The organism is Citrobacter sp. Igbk 16 (assembly GCF_028069755.1).
Classification (GTDB): Bacteria; Pseudomonadota; Gammaproteobacteria; order Enterobacterales; family Enterobacteriaceae; genus Citrobacter.
In genome coordinates this window covers 14,080-31,112 of record NZ_JANEWJ010000025.1, presented here as the reverse complement: position 1 = coordinate 31,112, position 17,033 = coordinate 14,080, and the positions used below count along the sequence as shown (strand labels likewise).

Genomic DNA, 17,033 nt, shown 5'->3' with positions numbered 1-17,033 from the left:
AATGGCTATCGAAATCAATGTACCGGACATCGGGGCTGATGAAGTTGAAATCACCGAGATCCTGGTCAAAGTGGGCGACAAAGTTGAAGCTGAACAGTCGCTGATCACTGTAGAAGGCGACAAAGCCTCTATGGAAGTTCCGTCTCCTCAGGCTGGTATCGTTAAAGAGATCAAAGTCTCTGTTGGCGACAAAACTGAGACCGGCAAACTGATCATGATTTTCGATTCCGCCGACGGTGCAGCAACTGCTGCACCTGCTCCGGCAGAAGAGAAGAAAGCAGCCGCTCCGGCCGCTGCACCAGCTGCAGCTGCGGCAAAAGACGTACACGTACCAGACATCGGCGGTGACGAAGTTGAAGTTACCGAGATCATGGTTAAAGTGGGCGATACCGTTGCGGCTGAACAGTCTCTGATCACCGTAGAAGGCGACAAAGCGTCTATGGAAGTTCCGGCGCCGTTCGCAGGAACCGTTAAAGAGATCAAAATCAACACCGGCGACAAAGTGTCTACCGGCTCCCTGATTATGGTCTTTGAAGTCGCAGGCGCAGCGCCTGCTGCTGCACCGGCTCAGGCTGCGGCTCCTGCTGCTGCACCGGCTCAGGCTGCGGCTCCTGCTGCAGCGGCAGCTCCGGCGGCAACGGGTTCTAAAGAAGTTAACGTACCGGACATCGGTGGTGACGAAGTTGAAGTCACTGAAGTGATGGTTAAAGTGGGCGATAAAATTGCCGCTGAACAGTCACTGATCACCGTTGAAGGCGACAAAGCCTCTATGGAAGTGCCGGCACCGTTCGCGGGCACCGTGAAAGAAATCAAAATCAGCACCGGCGACAAAGTGAAAACCGGTTCTCTGATTATGGTCTTCGAAGTTGAAGGCGCAGCACCTGCTGCTGCACCGGCACAAGCTGCGGCACCGGCTCCGGCCGCTGCACCTGCACAAGCAGCTCCAGCTCCGGCTGCAAAAGCGGAAAGCAAATCTGACTTCGCAGAAAACGATGCTTACGTCCACGCAACTCCGCTGATCCGTCGCCTGGCGCGCGAATTTGGCGTGAATCTGGCGAAAGTGAAAGGTTCAGGTCGTAAAGGCCGTATCCTGCGTGAAGACGTTCAGGCATACGTGAAAGACGCGGTTAAACGTGCTGAAGCTGCTCCGGCAGCCGCTGCTGGCGGCGGTATCCCGGGCATGCTGCCTTGGCCAAAAGTTGATTTCAGCAAGTTTGGTGAAATCGAAGAAGTGGAACTGGGCCGTATCCAGAAAATCTCTGGTGCTAACCTGAGCCGTAACTGGGTGATGATCCCGCACGTTACCCACTTCGATAAGACCGATATCACCGATCTGGAAGCGTTCCGTAAACAACAGAACGCCGAAGCGGAGAAACGTAAACTGGACGTGAAATTCACCCCAGTGGTCTTCATCATGAAAGCCGTTGCTGCCGCTCTGGAACAGATGCCGCGCTTCAACAGCTCTCTGTCTGAAGACGGTCAGCGTCTGACCCTGAAGAAATACATCAACATCGGTGTTGCGGTAGATACCCCGAATGGTCTGGTTGTTCCGGTCTTCAAAGACGTGAACAAGAAGAGCATTACCGAGCTGTCTCGTGAACTGACCGTGATCTCCAAGAAAGCACGTGATGGCAAGCTGACCGCTGGCGAAATGCAGGGCGGTTGCTTCACCATCTCCAGCATCGGTGGCCTGGGTACTACCCACTTCGCACCGATTGTTAACGCGCCGGAAGTGGCTATCCTCGGTGTCTCCAAGTCCTCTATGGAGCCAGTGTGGAACGGTAAAGAGTTTATGCCGCGTCTGATGATGCCGATTTCGCTCTCCTTCGACCACCGTGTAATCGACGGTGCAGATGGTGCGCGCTTTATCACCATCATCAACAACATGCTGTCTGACATTCGCCGCCTGGTGATGTAAGCGAAAAAGCCGGCCCGACGGCCGGCTTTTTTCTGGTAATCTCATGAAGTCAGTGAGGTTATTGTGCGAAAGACAAATCGGTTGCCGTTTGTTGTTTCAAAATTGTTAACAATTTTGTAAAATACGGGCGGATAGAACGACCCGGTGGACGACGGGTATAAATTAAGAGGTCATGATGAGCACTGAAATCAAAACTCAGGTCGTGGTACTTGGGGCAGGCCCGGCAGGTTACTCTGCTGCCTTCCGTTGCGCAGATTTAGGTCTGGAGACCGTCATCGTAGAACGTTACAGCACCCTTGGTGGTGTTTGTCTGAACGTCGGCTGTATCCCTTCTAAAGCGCTGTTGCACGTAGCAAAAGTTATCGAAGAAGCCAAAGCACTGGCTGAACACGGTATTGTTTTTGGCGAGCCGAAAACTGATATCGACAAGATTCGTACCTGGAAAGAAAAAGTTATCACTCAACTGACCGGCGGTCTGGCTGGTATGGCCAAAGGCCGTAAAGTGAAAGTGGTTAACGGTCTGGGTAAATTTACCGGGGCGAACACCCTGGAAGTTGAAGGCGAAAACGGCAAAACCGTCATCAACTTCGACAACGCGATCATCGCGGCGGGTTCCCGTCCGATCGAACTGCCATTCATTCCGCATGAAGATCCGCGCGTGTGGGATTCCACCGATGCACTGGAACTGAAAACTGTTCCTAAGCGCCTGCTGGTAATGGGCGGCGGTATCATCGGTCTGGAAATGGGTACCGTGTACCATGCGCTGGGTTCAGAGATTGACGTGGTTGAAATGTTTGACCAGGTTATCCCGGCTGCCGATAAAGACGTGGTGAAAGTCTTCACCAAACGCATCAGCAAGAAATTCAACCTGATGCTGGAAACCAAAGTGACTGCCGTTGAAGCGAAAGAAGACGGTATTTACGTTTCCATGGAAGGCAAAAAGGCGCCTGCTGAAGCACAGCGTTATGATGCCGTGCTGGTTGCTATCGGTCGTGTACCGAACGGTAAAAACCTCGACGCGGGCAAAGCTGGCGTTGAAGTTGATGACCGTGGTTTCATCCGCGTTGACAAACAGCTGCGCACCAACGTGCCGCACATCTTTGCTATCGGCGATATCGTCGGTCAGCCGATGCTGGCGCACAAAGGTGTTCACGAAGGTCACGTTGCCGCTGAAGTTATCGCCGGGAAGAAACACTACTTCGACCCGAAAGTTATCCCATCCATCGCGTACACTGAACCAGAAGTTGCATGGGTTGGCCTGACTGAGAAAGAAGCGAAAGAAAAAGGCATCAGCTACGAAACCGCCACCTTCCCGTGGGCTGCTTCTGGCCGTGCTATCGCTTCCGACTGCGCAGACGGTATGACCAAACTGATTTTCGACAAAGAATCTCACCGTGTGATCGGTGGTGCGATTGTCGGTACCAACGGCGGCGAGCTGCTGGGCGAAATCGGTCTGGCGATCGAAATGGGTTGCGACGCTGAAGATATCGCACTGACCATCCACGCGCACCCGACTCTGCATGAGTCCGTGGGCCTGGCGGCAGAAGTGTTCGAAGGTAGCATCACTGACCTGCCAAACCCGAAAGCGAAGAAAAAGTAATCTTCCCGCTTTTGTGAAAACGCCTCTTTGGAGGCGTTTTTTTTTGCCTAAAGCTACCCGTTATTTCAGGCAACATGCCGGGTGGCGCTAGCGCTAACCCGGCCTACGGCTTAACCTCGCTTTACGGTGCTACGGGCTGCCAGTTTTTATCCGGATGGAATGTGGTTAACGCCTGTGCTTTTTGCTGAGAATCAACGCCGAGATTGGCCTGATAGACTTTGTCATCGCCGCTAATCATAAAGCTCATCACCCCTGTGTGACCGTAGCTAATGGGCCATGCAATCATGGCAAAACCACTGGCGTTGTCCGGCAGTATGCGGAAACTATAACCGTGATAACCCGTGCCGGGCTCTTGTGGGCTGAAGGCGGGTCCCAGAGGGCTTGGCGCTTCGCCTGGTGCGGCGGGCCAGTAAAGCCCATCTTTTTTACCTTCGCTACTGACAATTTTTTGCGCATACGATTTGTTCAGCGCGTAATAGCTTTGCTGCGCGTCAACGTAGGCGTGCAGTGCTTCGATGGCTGAAAGCTCGTTGCGACCGATCGTTCGAGTGAGGATCTCCTCCTGGGCTTCGGTCATATCGAACGCCCAACCTTTGCTGGTTTTCACCATCGGTATGGGTAACTGCCAGTCATCTTGCCCTACGTTGAGATGCGCCATGTTGTCCTGCAGCACAATGTGATGGCTCACCTTCCAGTCGCGATTAAAGCGTGCCACCGCTTCCGGATCGGCCCCTTCTGGTGGTAAAAAATGTCGCCAGTTTTCACCCAGTAGCGCCGTGAGCTGCTTTTCATTTTGCTGCGCCACCGCAGCGGCAAATGCACTGGCCGCTTCTTCGGGGGAGGTGAACGCCTGTTGCGCATAGCTCACCAGCGGCAAGGAGAGCAACAGGGCACTTAACATAATTTTTTTCATCATCGGCTCCGGTTAACGACGGCGAAATTCGTGGTGCTCAGAAAAATTCTCGCGTGCCGCAGCGCGCTGCCCGCTGTTGAGGTTGCTCGCGCGACGGCTTTCCTGTCCACGCAGTTGCTGGGACTGCCACGACGGTGAGCGGCTGTCATTCCCGCTGAAGACGTTTGAATGTGTATTCTGACGGGAGGCCAGACGTTGTTGCGAGTTGGATGATTCAACGCGTTGGCGAGCGGTTTCCCTTTGCTGCTGTGAAACCGGATGTTGCTGAGCTTTTGACTTCAGTTCAGAGCGGTGCTGCTGTTGCGTAGTGGATTTATTCAGCGTCTTCTGTGCTGCTTCACGACGGCTGTTGTTTTGTGTTTCGTCATAGCCACGATAGTTATTGCGCTGGGCAATTTGATTTAGCTGTGAAGAGGCGGCTTTACGTTGAGCATCCCGCGATGTCTGACCCGACAAGTTTGCCGGAGAGGTCTGGCTACGCTGTTGGAACTGCGTCATTGCGGCCTGACGCTGGCTGTCTCGTGTGGCAGCGGTGGTCGGTGTATGTTGAGTGGCGCTTAAACCCCCGCTAACGTTGGTCTGATGAAAACGTTGTGCGACCGCGTCGTTCTGGTAAGGCACGCCGTTACGGTACGCAGGGTTGTGCTGCCAGGCAATGTTTTGCCCTTTCAGGTTTTGTCCGGAGATATGGTTGAAATTGTTAACATCAATATTGATGTTATCTCCGTTGTGCTGGTAGCCATTACCGCCGTGAGGGCCGTCATGGTCATGGTAGTCATCATCATGGTGATGGTCGTCGTCATCCCAGTCGATGTTACTGAACAGCGCATAGGTCGTCGCAACGCCCAGGCTATAGCCGAAACCTTTGACGAAGCTATCGGCAAACTGCTCTCCCGGAGGGGGCGGCAGATAGACGGGCGGGTAGGCGGTATTAGGCCAGCTGCCGTAAACAACGGTTGGATTGTAGTTCGGCACATATACCACCTGTGGATCGGTCGGCTCAATTTTGATAACCGTCGAGGTGGGGGCGCTACTGGTCACTTTCGTCGTTGATGATGATGGCGTCTGAACCACGGTTGTTTTCTGGGTGTTCGTGACCGTTTGCTGTGGTGTGGATTTTAGCGAACCTGTTTGCTGAGCCAGCAAACGCAGGCGTTGTACGGCATCCATCACGTCCTGTGGCTGTGCCAGAAACGCATTCCCCAGGTTTTGTACCCAGTCAGGGTTTTCGCCCATCAGAGCCATCAGTTGCGGAAATGCCACCAGCGACTTCACGCTGGGGTCCCATGACTGGCCGGACACTGCCTGAATGGCGGCATCACCTTGCAGTGTCGGATTATCACGAGACCACTGAACCGCCTGTACCACGTTCGATGGATACGTTGAGGCCATCAACACCTGAGAAAGTAACGGGTCAGGGTAGAGCGCAACTGGGGCGACCCACTGATCGAGTTGAGCAGTGGTGTACGTTGTTGCCGCAACCGGGGCGACTGCGGGAGCCGCTGCAACGGGCGGTTGAGGCGCTACTGCCGGGGCAGGCTGCGAGGGGGCTTCTGGTGTGCGGCTGTTTACAAACAGCACGCCCGCACCGACAAATAACCCTGCACTGCACGCCAGAGCAATGATATGGGGCTTAAAGGGCAACGTCATTTTATCTCTCCCGACTCAGTAAGAATCGTCATAGTCATTATGCCTGCCGCCAGTGGGTGCAGTGTTCCGTGAGTATAAAGAGACAATAGTTTAATTTTTGACGAATCTTGGGATCGTTAACGCAAGTTTATTATCAGGGAGCTAAATAATGTGACTAAACATTGCTGGTGAAAATTATCATTCCCCTTCTGCTATTGTGAAGAGCATTAGACCATCCTTAACGATTCAGCCAATTTTTTATGTTGCTTTTTTGTAAACAGATTAACACCCAACGAAAATCCTGTTATTGTGCCTTTTGCGGTACCGGGCATTTACCCTACTAACTGCTGTCTCACAGGAGCGTGAAGAGAATCGCCCATATACAAAAGCGCCGCATTATGACAATGAGAGCGAGGAGATATCGTCGTGCTAGAAGAATACCGTAAGCACGTAGCTGAGCGTGCCGCCCAGGGGATTGTGCCGAAACCCTTAGACGCAACCCAAATGGCTGCACTTGTCGAGCTGCTGAAGACCCCGCCTGTGGGCGAAGAAGAATTCCTGTTAGACCTGTTGATTAACCGCGTTCCCCCTGGTGTAGATGAAGCCGCTTACGTTAAAGCCGGTTTTCTCGCCGCTGTCGCTAAAGGTGACACTACCTCTCCGCTGATCACGCCAGAAAAAGCCATCGAACTGCTGGGTACCATGCAGGGCGGTTATAACATTCATCCGCTGATTGATGCGCTGGACGATGCCAAACTGGCGCCGATTGCCGCCAAAGCGCTCTCTTCAACGCTGCTGATGTTTGATAACTTCTACGATGTAGAAGAAAAAGCCAAAGCTGGCAACGAATATGCTAAGCAAGTGATGCAGTCCTGGGCTGATGCCGAATGGTTCCTGAACCGTCCTGCGCTGGCTGAAAAAATCACCGTTACCGTCTTCAAAGTGACGGGTGAAACCAACACTGATGACCTGTCTCCGGCCCCGGACGCGTGGTCTCGCCCTGATATTCCGCTGCACGCCCTGGCGATGCTGAAAAACGCCCGTGAAGGTATCGAGCCGGATCAGCCGGGTGTCGTTGGCCCGATCAAACAGATCGAAGCATTACAGAAAAAAGGTTACCCGCTGGCCTATGTGGGTGACGTTGTCGGTACCGGTTCTTCGCGTAAATCTGCGACCAACTCCGTGCTGTGGTTTATGGGTGATGATATCCCTCATGTACCGAACAAGCGTGGCGGTGGTTTGTGTCTGGGCGGCAAAATTGCACCGATCTTCTTCAACACCATGGAAGATGCGGGCGCGCTGCCGATTGAAGTGGACGTAAGCAACCTGAACATGGGCGACGTAATTGACGTTTACCCATTCAAGGGCGAAGTGCGTAACCACGAAACCAACGAACTGCTGGCTACCTTCGAACTGAAAACCGATGTGCTGGTTGACGAAGTGCGCGCCGGTGGCCGTATTCCGCTGATCATCGGCCGTGGCCTGACCACCAAAGCGCGTGAAGCGCTGGGTCTGCCGCACAGTGATGTATTCCGTCAGGCGAAAGATGTGGCGGAAAGCAGCCGCGGCTTCTCTCTGGCTCAGAAAATGGTTGGCCGCGCATGTGGCGTAACCGGCGTCCGTCCGGGTGCCTACTGTGAACCGAAGATGACTTCCGTCGGCTCTCAGGATACCACCGGCCCAATGACCCGTGACGAACTGAAAGACCTGGCGTGCCTGGGCTTCTCTTCTGACCTGGTGATGCAGTCGTTCTGTCATACCGCTGCGTATCCGAAACCGGTTGACGTGACCACCCACCATACTCTGCCTGACTTCATCATGAACCGTGGCGGCGTGTCGCTGCGTCCGGGTGATGGCGTAATCCACTCCTGGCTGAACCGTATGCTGCTGCCGGATACCGTAGGTACCGGTGGTGACTCCCATACCCGTTTCCCAATCGGTATCTCTTTCCCGGCGGGTTCTGGTCTGGTGGCGTTCGCGGCTGCGACTGGCGTGATGCCGCTGGATATGCCGGAATCTGTTCTGGTGCGTTTCAAAGGCAAAATGCAGCCGGGTATCACCCTGCGTGACCTGGTTCATGCCATCCCGCTGTACGCGATCAAACAAGGTCTGCTGACCGTTGAGAAGAAAGGTAAGAAAAATATCTTCTCTGGCCGCATTCTGGAAATTGAAGGTCTGCCGGATCTGAAAGTTGAGCAGGCATTTGAACTGACCGATGCCTCCGCTGAGCGTTCCGCTGCCGGTTGTACCATCAAGCTGAACAAAGAGCCGATCGTTGAGTACCTCAGCTCCAACATCGTTCTGCTGAAATGGATGATCGCGGAAGGCTACGGCGATCGCCGTACGCTGGAACGTCGTGTACAGGGCATGGAAAAATGGCTGGCGGATCCGCAGCTGCTGGAAGCCGATGCTGACGCCGAATACGCGGCAGTGATCGACATCGATCTGGCGGATATCAAAGAGCCGATCCTGTGTGCACCGAACGATCCGGACGACGCGCGTCTGCTGTCTGACGTGCAGGGCGAGAAGATTGACGAAGTGTTCATCGGTTCCTGCATGACAAACATTGGTCACTTCCGTGCCGCGGGTAAACTGCTGGATGCGCATAAAGGCCAGTTGCCAACGCGTCTGTGGGTTGCTCCACCAACGCGTATGGATGCGGCACAGCTTACCGAGGAAGGCTATTACAGCGTCTTTGGTAAGAGCGGGGCGCGTATCGAGATTCCTGGCTGTTCACTGTGCATGGGTAACCAGGCGCGTGTGGCAGACGGTGCGACAGTCGTTTCTACCTCAACCCGTAACTTCCCGAACCGTTTAGGTACGGGGGCGAACGTCTACCTGGCTTCTGCAGAGCTGGCGGCGGTTGCTGCGCTGATCGGTAAACTGCCGACAGCGGAAGAGTATCAGACCTATGTGGCGCAGGTAGATAAAACGGCCGTGGATACTTACCGGTATCTGAACTTTGACCAGCTCTCTCAGTACACCGAGAAAGCAGATAGCGTGATTTTCCAGACTGCGGTTTAATTCGCGACCACATTTAGCGTAAAAACGCATCAATGCCCGAAGAAGCTGACTTCTCCGGGCATTTTTATTTCTATTCCTTATACCCGCTACACTTTTTTTCTGCCGCGCTGCTGCGATAATTACAGCAAGGTGCAATGCGGTATTGGCGCATTGCCGGGAGCAGAGGAAGACATTATGGATTACGAATTTCTGCGCGATGTTACCGGGCGGGTTTTAGTGCGTATGTCCATGGGCCATGAAGTCGTGGGGCACTGGTTTAATGAAGAAGTGAAAGAGAACATGGCCTTGCTTGATGAAGTGGAACAGGCAGCGCGTGCGGTAAAAGGCAGTGAACGTTCCTGGCAGCGAGCAGGGCATGAATACACGCTCTGGCTGGATGGCGAAGAGGTTATGGTTCGCGCCAATCAACTGGAGTTCACGGGCGATGAAATGGAAGAAGGAATGAATTACTACGACGAAGAGAGTTTATCTTTGTGCGGCGTTGAAGATTTCTTGCAGGTGGTTGCCGCGTATCGTGAATTTGTGCAACAGCGTTAATTTGCACTCGCCTCTGCCGGGGGCGCTGTGCTACCCGGCCTGGCACAACGATGTCATTCCTGGTTCGTAGGCCCGATAAGCGTAGCGCCATCGGGCAAGGTGTATTATTTGACGTAAGCCAACAGACTTAAGGAGTCGCGCGCCAGCGCTTTGCATTTTTTCGCGACCGGAATACCAATACCGCTCAAATCGCGATAGCTGTCTTCACCGAGTGCTTTCATATCGAAGGTATCGTAATTACTGAGGTCCCACTGGTTCTGTTGGGCAAAAAAGACCAGTGCGCGACGTATCTGCCCGTTGGGCAAATTCTGGTAGCCACAGTCATTTTTCAGAAAAACAAAAACTGCCGTTAAATCGGCCATATCTTCGGCTTCGGATTCACTAAGCGCGTAGCTATTTGCGCATACTGCCATCAGGCTGCCGAACAAAACTGTTCTGAAAAACGTCTTCATTGCTTCTACCACTGCATCACGGAAATTAAACGTTAGCATACTGCGAGCGAAGCGACGACCTTTATTATCAGCCGTTCACTTGACCTTCCCGTAAGGGGAGGGCTTATGCTTAAAAGATAGCCTGCTTAAGCTGCTGAATATAAGGAAATGAATATGCAACGTCGTGACTTTTTAAAGTACTCCGTGGCGCTGGGCGTCGCGTCAGCTTTACCTTTGTGGAGCCGCACCGTTTTTGCGGCTGACCGTCCTGCGTTACCCATTCCTGACCTGTTAACTGCGGATGCTTCTAATCGCATACAGCTGATTGTGAAAGCTGGGCAGTCGACGTTTGCGGGGAAAACCGCCACCACCTGGGGATATAACGGTAACGTGCTCGGACCCGCGGTAAAACTGAATAAAGGTCAGGCGGTGAGTGTGGATATCCATAATCAACTGGCCGAAGAGACGACGCTGCACTGGCATGGGCTGGAAATCCCCGGAGAAGTCGATGGCGGGCCGCAAGGCGTTATTCCGGCGGGTGGGAAGCGTTCAGTGACCTTTACCCCTGCGCAACGGGCAGCAACCTGTTGGTTCCACCCACATCAACACGGGAAAACCGGACGTCAGGTTGCGATGGGCCTGGCCGGACTGGTGCTGATTGAAGATGACGAGATCCGCAAACTACTGCTACCGAAGCAGTGGGGTATCGACGATGTGCCGGTGATTATTCAGGACAAACAGTTTTCCGCAGACGGGCAAATTAATTATCAGTTGGATATGATGACCGCCGCCGTCGGTTGGTTTGGCGATACGCTGCTAACCAATGGGGCGATTTACCCACAACATGCCGCACCACGCGGCTGGTTGCGCCTGCGTCTGCTGAATGGCTGTAACGCACGCTCGCTTAATATCGCGACCAGCGATAACCGTCCCCTGTATGTGATTGCCAGTGATGGTGGATTGTTAGCTGAGCCGGTAAAAGTGACCGAACTGCCGATGCTGATGGGTGAGCGTTTTGAAGTATTGGTGGATGTGAGCGACGGAAAAGCCTTTGATTTGGTCACTCTGCCGGTGAGCCAGATGGGGATGGCGATCGCGCCATTTGATAAACCACATCCGGTGATGCGTATTCAACCGCTGCTTATTACCGCTTCCGGGACGCTGCCGGATACGCTGACCACCCTGCCAGCGCTGCCTTCTCTGGATGGACTGACGGTGCGTAAACTGCAATTGTCGATGGACCCGATGCTCGACATGATGGGCATGCAGATGCTGATGCAAAAGTATGGCGATCAGGCGATGGCCGGGATGGATCACGGGCAAATGATGGGCCATATGAACAGCAGCAACATGAGTCACGGTAACATGAGCCACGGCAATATGAATCACGGCAATATGGGCAGCATGAAACAGGGTGATATGAGCAATATGAAACATGGCGGGTCGTTTGATTTCCATAACGCCAATCGGATTAATGGCCTGCCCTTTGATATGAATAAACCGATGTTTGCTGCGGCGAAAGGCCAGCATGAACGCTGGGTCATTTCCGGTCAGGGTGACATGATGCTGCATCCGTTCCATATTCACGGCACGCAGTTCCGCATCCTCTCTGAGAATGGCAAAGCGCCGGCCACGCATCGCGCAGGCTGGAAGGACACCGTGCGTGTCGAAGGTGGCGTCAGTGAGGTGCTGGTGAAGTTTGACCACGACGCGCCGAAAGAACATGCCTATATGGCGCACTGCCATCTGCTGGAGCACGAAGACACCGGCATGATGCTCGGTTTTACGGTTTAAACAACGACGTCTCTTCGCTTACCCGGCCTACAGGATATTTCTTGTCGGCCGGGTATGGCGCATCCCCTGCATATTCTGCCATTGAACATAAAGTAATCGCCTTTGGGGCCGATAATCATCATGTACCCAATGTGAGTTCAATGGATGAAAAAACGTGATTAAAAATATTCGTGTTATTACCGGTATCCTGCTGGTTCTCGCCATTTTCTGTTTACTGCAGGCCGTTACGGGAAGCCTGTTTTATTCTGCGGTAAACAATGATAGGCAGAATTTCCAGAACTCAGGCACCCTCAACGCTCAGCAAGAAAATCTGAGTGACAGCGTCAATACGTTGATTAAAACCCGTGTTACGGTGACACGCGTCGCCATCCGCTTTTTAAAAAATCAGAGCGATCCTGCCTCTTTAGCCGCGATCAACACGCTGCTCAATACCGCCAGTGATTCAATGAAGAAGGCGGAAGGCTATTTCGCCCAGTATCAGGGATTACCACAGGTTACAGGGCAAGATCCGCAGATCGCCAGTGAAATGGAAAAGCAATATCGCCAGATGCACGAAGTGATGAAATTATCGATTGAGTATCTGCGAGCGAATAACTATCAGGCCTATGGCGATCTTGATGCCCAGAAAGCGCAGGATGAAATGGAAGCGAGCTATGACCACTGGCGAAACGAGAATAATGCGCTGCTGCAGCACGCTGCTGCGGAGAATCAGCTCAGTTTTTCCCGTATGCAGTGGACGCTGGGAGGCATCGTTCTGGTTGTGCTGATCGTTCTGGGCATGATCTGGAGCGGGTTGCAACACATCCTGCTGAAGCCGCTGGCGCAGATTATGGAGCATATTCGCGTCATTACCGGTGGAGATTTAACCCATAAGCTTAATGTTGAAGGTCGCAACGAAATGGGCCGACTGGCGATGGGGTTGGAAGAGATGCAACAGTCGCTGATTTCGACAGTCACTGCCGTACGTAATAGCTCGGAGTCAATTCATACCGGGGCCGCTGAAATTTCCTCGGGCAATAACGACCTTTCTTCGCGCACCGAGCAGCAGGCGGCCTCGCTTGAGGAAACAGCCGCCAGTATGGAGCAGTTGACTGCGACAGTGAAGCAGAATACGGACAATGCGAAACAGGCGACCCAATTGGCGAAAAACGCCTCTGATACTGCCGCTCGCGGGGGGCGTGTTGTTGATACCGTTGTTCATACGATGAGTGAAATAGCGGACAGCTCGCAGCAAATCGCGCAGATCACGAACGTTATCGACAGTATTGCATTCCAGACCAACATTCTGGCGCTGAACGCCGCGGTAGAAGCGGCCAGAGCCGGAGAGCAGGGGCGCGGTTTTGCGGTTGTGGCAGGTGAAGTCCGGACTCTGGCAAGCCGTAGTGCCCAGGCAGCAAAAGAGATCAAAGCGCTGATTGATAATTCAACTCACTGTGTCGGCATGGGATCGCAGCAGGTTTCGGATGCCGGTAAAACCATGGCAGAAATTGTCGCGGCGGTAACCCGTGTGACCGATATCATGGGCGAAATTGCGTCTGCTTCTGAAGAACAGAGTCGGGGGATTGAACAGGTTAGCCTCGCGGTTTCGCAGATGGACAGCGTCACCCAGCAAAACGCCGCCCTGGTAGAGGAGTCTGCGGCGGCGGCGGCCTCACTGGAGCAACAGGCCGAGCAGTTGCGGCAGGCTGTTGCGGTATTTCGTATTACCCGTGAGAAGGCGGTAAGCGGGGCACGAAAACCATCGCAGGACGCTCCGCGCCAGGATCGCGTTGTCTCTACTACCCAGGATCAACATTGGGAAACGTTCTGACCTGAAAAAGTCCGATTTTGTTCACGCTAAAAGCCGGGTTCGTTGCCCGGCTTTCGTATATTCAGTGCACGTTAAAATGCGTGTGCAGGTTCTCTGAGTAACTATCAGAGGAATGCGGTCTCTTTGCTGGTATACTTCACCCACTGAATTGTTTGTATGCTGTCGCAAGTTTTGTGGTTAGTGCGAGCCACCGCCTCTCTGTCGGTGTATCAAGGTAAGCGCTTTCTTTCGATTTGCATGATGTGTTAACTGATAAAAATCAGTGAGTTATTTCTTTTATGAAACATACTGTAGAAGTCATGATCCCGGAAGCGGAGATCAAAGCGCGTATTGCCGAATTGGGGCGTCAGATTAACGAGCGTTACAAGGACAGCGGCAGTGATATGGTGCTGGTAGGCCTGTTACGCGGTTCATTTATGTTTATGGCTGACCTGTGCCGCGAAGTGCATGTCTCCCACGAAGTCGATTTCATGACCGCCTCCAGCTACGGCAGCGGAATGTCCACCACACGTGATGTTAAAATCCTCAAAGACCTGGATGAAGACATTCGTGGCAAAGACGTGCTGATTGTTGAAGACATCATCGACTCCGGCAACACGCTGTCTAAAGTGCGTGAAATCCTGAGCCTGCGTGAACCTAAATCTCTGGCGATTTGTACGTTGCTGGATAAACCTTCTCGCCGTGAAGTGAATGTACCGGTCGAGTTTATCGGTTTCTCCATTCCAGATGAGTTCGTTGTTGGCTACGGCATTGACTATGCACAACGTTATCGCCATCTGCCGTATGTTGGCAAAGTGGTGTTGCTGGACGAGTAATTGGCTGGAGCGCCTGATGGCGCTTCGCTTATCAGGCCTACAGCGCTGATTTGTAGGCCTGATAAGGCGTAACTGCCACCCGGCAGTATCGCCTTACTTATGGTTGCTGTGCTTCTGGCTGAGGTTCGACAACCCCTGTCGGTAGCGTTGTTCCAGCGTTTCGCGGCTGGTGGCCGTGACGTCCAGATCGCGCAGCAGGCCATCATGAATACCGTAAGCCCATCCGTGAATCGTCACTTTCTGACCGCGTTTCCAGGCTGAACGCATGATTGTCGAATGGCCCAGGTTATAGACCTGCTCCATGACATTCAGTTCGCACAGGGTGTCCATGCGACGTTCCTGCGGCATTTCGCCCAGCAGTGAGCTGTGTTTAAACCAGATATCGCGAATATGCAGCAACCAGTTATCAATCAGCCCCTGTTCTTTATTTTCAATGGCTGCCTGGACACCGCCGCATCCATAGTGGCCACAAATAATAATGTGTTCCACTTCCAGCACATCCACCGCATACTGAACCACTGAGAGACAGTTCAGGTCGGTGTGAATAACCAGATTAGCAACATTACGGTGAACAAACAGTTCACCCGGTTCAAGACCGGTTAAACGTTCAGCGGGAACGCGACTGTCGGAACATCCAATCCATAGAAAACGCGGATTTTGTGCATGTGTCAGCGTTTCAAAAAATCCGGGATCCTCTTCTACCAGCATCTTTGACCATAGTGCATTGTTGCTGATAAGTGTATCTATGTCTTTCATGGAGTTGTACAACCCGAAGCCAGATAAATTCGATGGGCTAATATAGGGTAACTCCAGCATTATTTAAACTATATATAAAATGTCAGAACGTAAGGTAAGTAAAAAACCATGACCATTGCTCTGGAACTTCAAAAACTTAAAAAAACCTATCCCGGTGGCGTTCAGGCGTTGCGTGGCATAGATTTGCAAGTCGAAGCGGGTGATTTCTATGCGCTGCTAGGTCCCAATGGCGCGGGAAAGTCCACTACCATCGGCATTATCAGCTCGCTGGTGAATAAAACCTCCGGTCGGGTTAGCGTCTTCGGGTTCGATCTTGATAAAGATACGGTTAATGCCAAGCGCCAGCTTGGGCTGGTGCCGCAGGAGTTCAACTTTAACCCGTTTGAAACCGTGCAACAGATCGTGGTGAATCAGGCGGGTTATTACGGCGTTGAGCATAAAGAGGCGGTTAAGCGCAGTGAAATTTATCTAAAACAGCTCGACCTGTGGGAAAAACGCAACGAGCGTGCTCGTATGCTGTCCGGCGGGATGAAGCGCCGCCTGATGATTGCCCGCGCGCTGATGCATGAGCCAAAGTTGCTTATCCTCGATGAACCTACTGCCGGTGTTGATATTGAATTACGCCGCTCAATGTGGGGATTTTTGAAGGATTTAAACGATAAAGGTACGACGATTATTCTGACAACCCACTATCTCGAAGAAGCGGAAATGTTGTGCCGGAACATCGGCATTATTCAGCATGGTGAGCTGGTAGAAAATACCTCGATGAAGAATCTGCTCTCCAAGCTCAAATCTGAGACGTTTATTCTCGATCTGGCGGCGAAAAGTCCGCTACCTAAGCTGGAAGGCTATCAATACCGTCTGGTTGATACCTCAACGCTGGAAGTTGAAGTTCTGCGCGAGCAGGGGGTGAACAGCGTGTTCTCGCAGCTGAGCGCTCAGGGTATTCAGGTATTGAGTATGCGGAACAAGGCGAACCGACTGGAAGAGCTGTTTGTTTCTCTGGTTCATGAAAAACAAGGAGATCGCGCATGATGCAGCTCTACTGGGTCGCGCTGAAAAGCATCTGGGCGAAAGAGATCCACCGCTTTATGCGTATCTGGGTGCAAACCCTGGTGCCGCCCGTTATCACCATGACGCTCTATTTTATTATCTTTGGTAATTTGATTGGCTCACGGATCGGTGAAATGCACGGCTTTAGCTACATGCAGTTTATCGTGCCGGGGCTTATCATGATGGCGGTGATTACCAACTCGTACGCCAACGTGGCGTCGTCATTTTTTAGCGCCAAGTTTCAGCGCAACATTGAAGAACTGTTGGTTGCACCGGTACCGACGCACGTTATCATCGCCGGTTTTGTCGGCGGTGGTGTGGCTCGCGGTCTGTGTGTGGGCATTCTGGTCACAGCTATCTCTCTGTTCTTTGTTCCGTTCCAGGTGCACTCCTGGGTCTTCGTGGCGCTGACGCTGGTGCTGACGGCGGTACTGTTTTCGCTGGCGGGTTTACTGAACGCGGTTTTTGCCAAAACCTTTGACGATATCAGTCTGATCCCGACCTTCGTGTTAACGCCGCTGACCTATCTGGGGGGCGTTTTCTATTCGTTAACGCTGCTGCCGCCATTCTGGCAGGGACTGTCGCACCTGAACCCGATTGTCTACATGATTAGCGGCTTCCGCTACGGCTTCCTCGGCATTCACGATGTGCCGCTGGTGACGACCTTCGGTGTGCTGGTGGTGTTTATCGCCGCATTTTATTTACTGTGCTGGTATCTGATTCAGCGCGGGCGCGGGCTGCGCAGCTAAATGT

Annotated in this window: 13 protein-coding genes; 9 read left to right on the top strand and 4 right to left on the bottom strand. The window is 52.9% G+C overall.

Going from position 1 to position 17,033, the window contains the following annotated elements:
- The first annotated feature begins 1 nt into the window (after position 1).
- Complete coding sequence (gene aceF, locus NNO03_RS16200; RefSeq protein ID WP_271450004.1) at positions 2 to 1,918, top strand: pyruvate dehydrogenase complex dihydrolipoyllysine-residue acetyltransferase; 1,917 nt, start codon at positions 2 to 4, stop codon at positions 1,916 to 1,918.
- A 175-nt stretch (positions 1,919 to 2,093) separates the two neighbouring features.
- Positions 2,094 to 3,518, top strand: a complete 1,425-nt coding sequence (lpdA, locus tag NNO03_RS16195) for a dihydrolipoyl dehydrogenase (protein ID WP_003018686.1) — start codon at positions 2,094 to 2,096, stop codon at positions 3,516 to 3,518.
- Positions 3,519 to 3,639: 121 nt separating this feature from the next.
- On the opposite strand, the gene NNO03_RS16190 is transcribed toward lpdA, so the two are convergent.
- Complete coding sequence (locus tag NNO03_RS16190; RefSeq protein WP_271450003.1) at positions 3,640 to 4,434, bottom strand: DUF2950 family protein; 795 nt, start codon at positions 4,432 to 4,434, stop codon at positions 3,640 to 3,642.
- A 9-nt stretch (positions 4,435 to 4,443) separates the two neighbouring features.
- Positions 4,444 to 6,081: a DUF3300 domain-containing protein gene (locus NNO03_RS16185; RefSeq protein ID WP_271450002.1), complete on the bottom strand. Its 1,638-nt coding sequence runs from the start codon at positions 6,079 to 6,081 to the stop codon at positions 4,444 to 4,446.
- 405 nt (positions 6,082 to 6,486) lie between these two features.
- On the opposite strand from NNO03_RS16185, the gene acnB reads away from it, so the two are divergent.
- Both acnB and yacL read left to right on the top strand, forming a co-directional pair.
- Positions 6,487 to 9,084, top strand: a complete 2,598-nt coding sequence (acnB, locus tag NNO03_RS16180) for a bifunctional aconitate hydratase 2/2-methylisocitrate dehydratase (protein WP_271440518.1) — start codon at positions 6,487 to 6,489, stop codon at positions 9,082 to 9,084.
- 174 nt (positions 9,085 to 9,258) lie between these two features.
- Entirely contained in the window at positions 9,259 to 9,621 is a 363-nt protein-coding gene (yacL, locus tag NNO03_RS16175; protein WP_271440519.1) for a protein YacL, read from the top strand.
- 104 nt (positions 9,622 to 9,725) lie between these two features.
- Here yacL and NNO03_RS16170 read toward each other — a convergent pair whose 3' ends face one another.
- Positions 9,726 to 10,073 carry a YacC family pilotin-like protein gene (locus NNO03_RS16170; protein ID WP_001295568.1) on the bottom strand — a complete coding sequence of 116 codons (348 nt, stop codon included), beginning with the start codon at positions 10,071 to 10,073 and terminating at the stop codon, positions 9,726 to 9,728.
- 153 nt (positions 10,074 to 10,226) lie between these two features.
- Between NNO03_RS16170 and cueO the strand changes: the two genes are divergently transcribed.
- The 3 genes from cueO to hpt all read left to right on the top strand — a co-directional run bounded on the left by cueO (position 10,227) and on the right by hpt (position 14,471).
- Positions 10,227 to 11,846 carry a multicopper oxidase CueO gene (gene cueO / locus NNO03_RS16165; RefSeq protein WP_271450001.1) on the top strand — a complete coding sequence of 540 codons (1,620 nt, stop codon included), beginning with the start codon at positions 10,227 to 10,229 and terminating at the stop codon, positions 11,844 to 11,846.
- A 154-nt stretch (positions 11,847 to 12,000) separates the two neighbouring features.
- The gene (locus tag NNO03_RS16160) at positions 12,001 to 13,656 is read left to right on the top strand and encodes a methyl-accepting chemotaxis protein (protein ID WP_271450000.1); all 1,656 of its coding nucleotides are present in this window, start codon (positions 12,001 to 12,003) and stop codon (positions 13,654 to 13,656) included.
- 278 nt (positions 13,657 to 13,934) lie between these two features.
- Entirely contained in the window at positions 13,935 to 14,471 is a 537-nt protein-coding gene (gene hpt, locus NNO03_RS16155; RefSeq protein WP_003018658.1) for a hypoxanthine phosphoribosyltransferase, read from the top strand.
- Between the two features lie 93 nt (positions 14,472 to 14,564).
- Here hpt and can read toward each other — a convergent pair whose 3' ends face one another.
- The gene (gene can, locus NNO03_RS16150) at positions 14,565 to 15,227 is read right to left on the bottom strand and encodes a carbonate dehydratase (protein WP_003018654.1); all 663 of its coding nucleotides are present in this window, start codon (positions 15,225 to 15,227) and stop codon (positions 14,565 to 14,567) included.
- Between the two features lie 108 nt (positions 15,228 to 15,335).
- Here can and NNO03_RS16145 point away from each other — a divergent pair, with 108 nt between their 5' ends.
- Together NNO03_RS16145 and NNO03_RS16140 are read left to right on the top strand one after the other, a co-directional pair.
- Complete coding sequence (locus NNO03_RS16145) at positions 15,336 to 16,262, top strand: ABC transporter ATP-binding protein (protein WP_271440522.1); 927 nt, start codon at positions 15,336 to 15,338, stop codon at positions 16,260 to 16,262.
- Complete coding sequence (locus tag NNO03_RS16140; RefSeq protein WP_003829467.1) at positions 16,259 to 17,029, top strand: ABC transporter permease; 771 nt, start codon at positions 16,259 to 16,261, stop codon at positions 17,027 to 17,029. Before NNO03_RS16145 ends, NNO03_RS16140 begins: the two co-directional genes overlap by 4 nt.
- Positions 17,030 to 17,033: the final 4 nt, after the last annotated feature.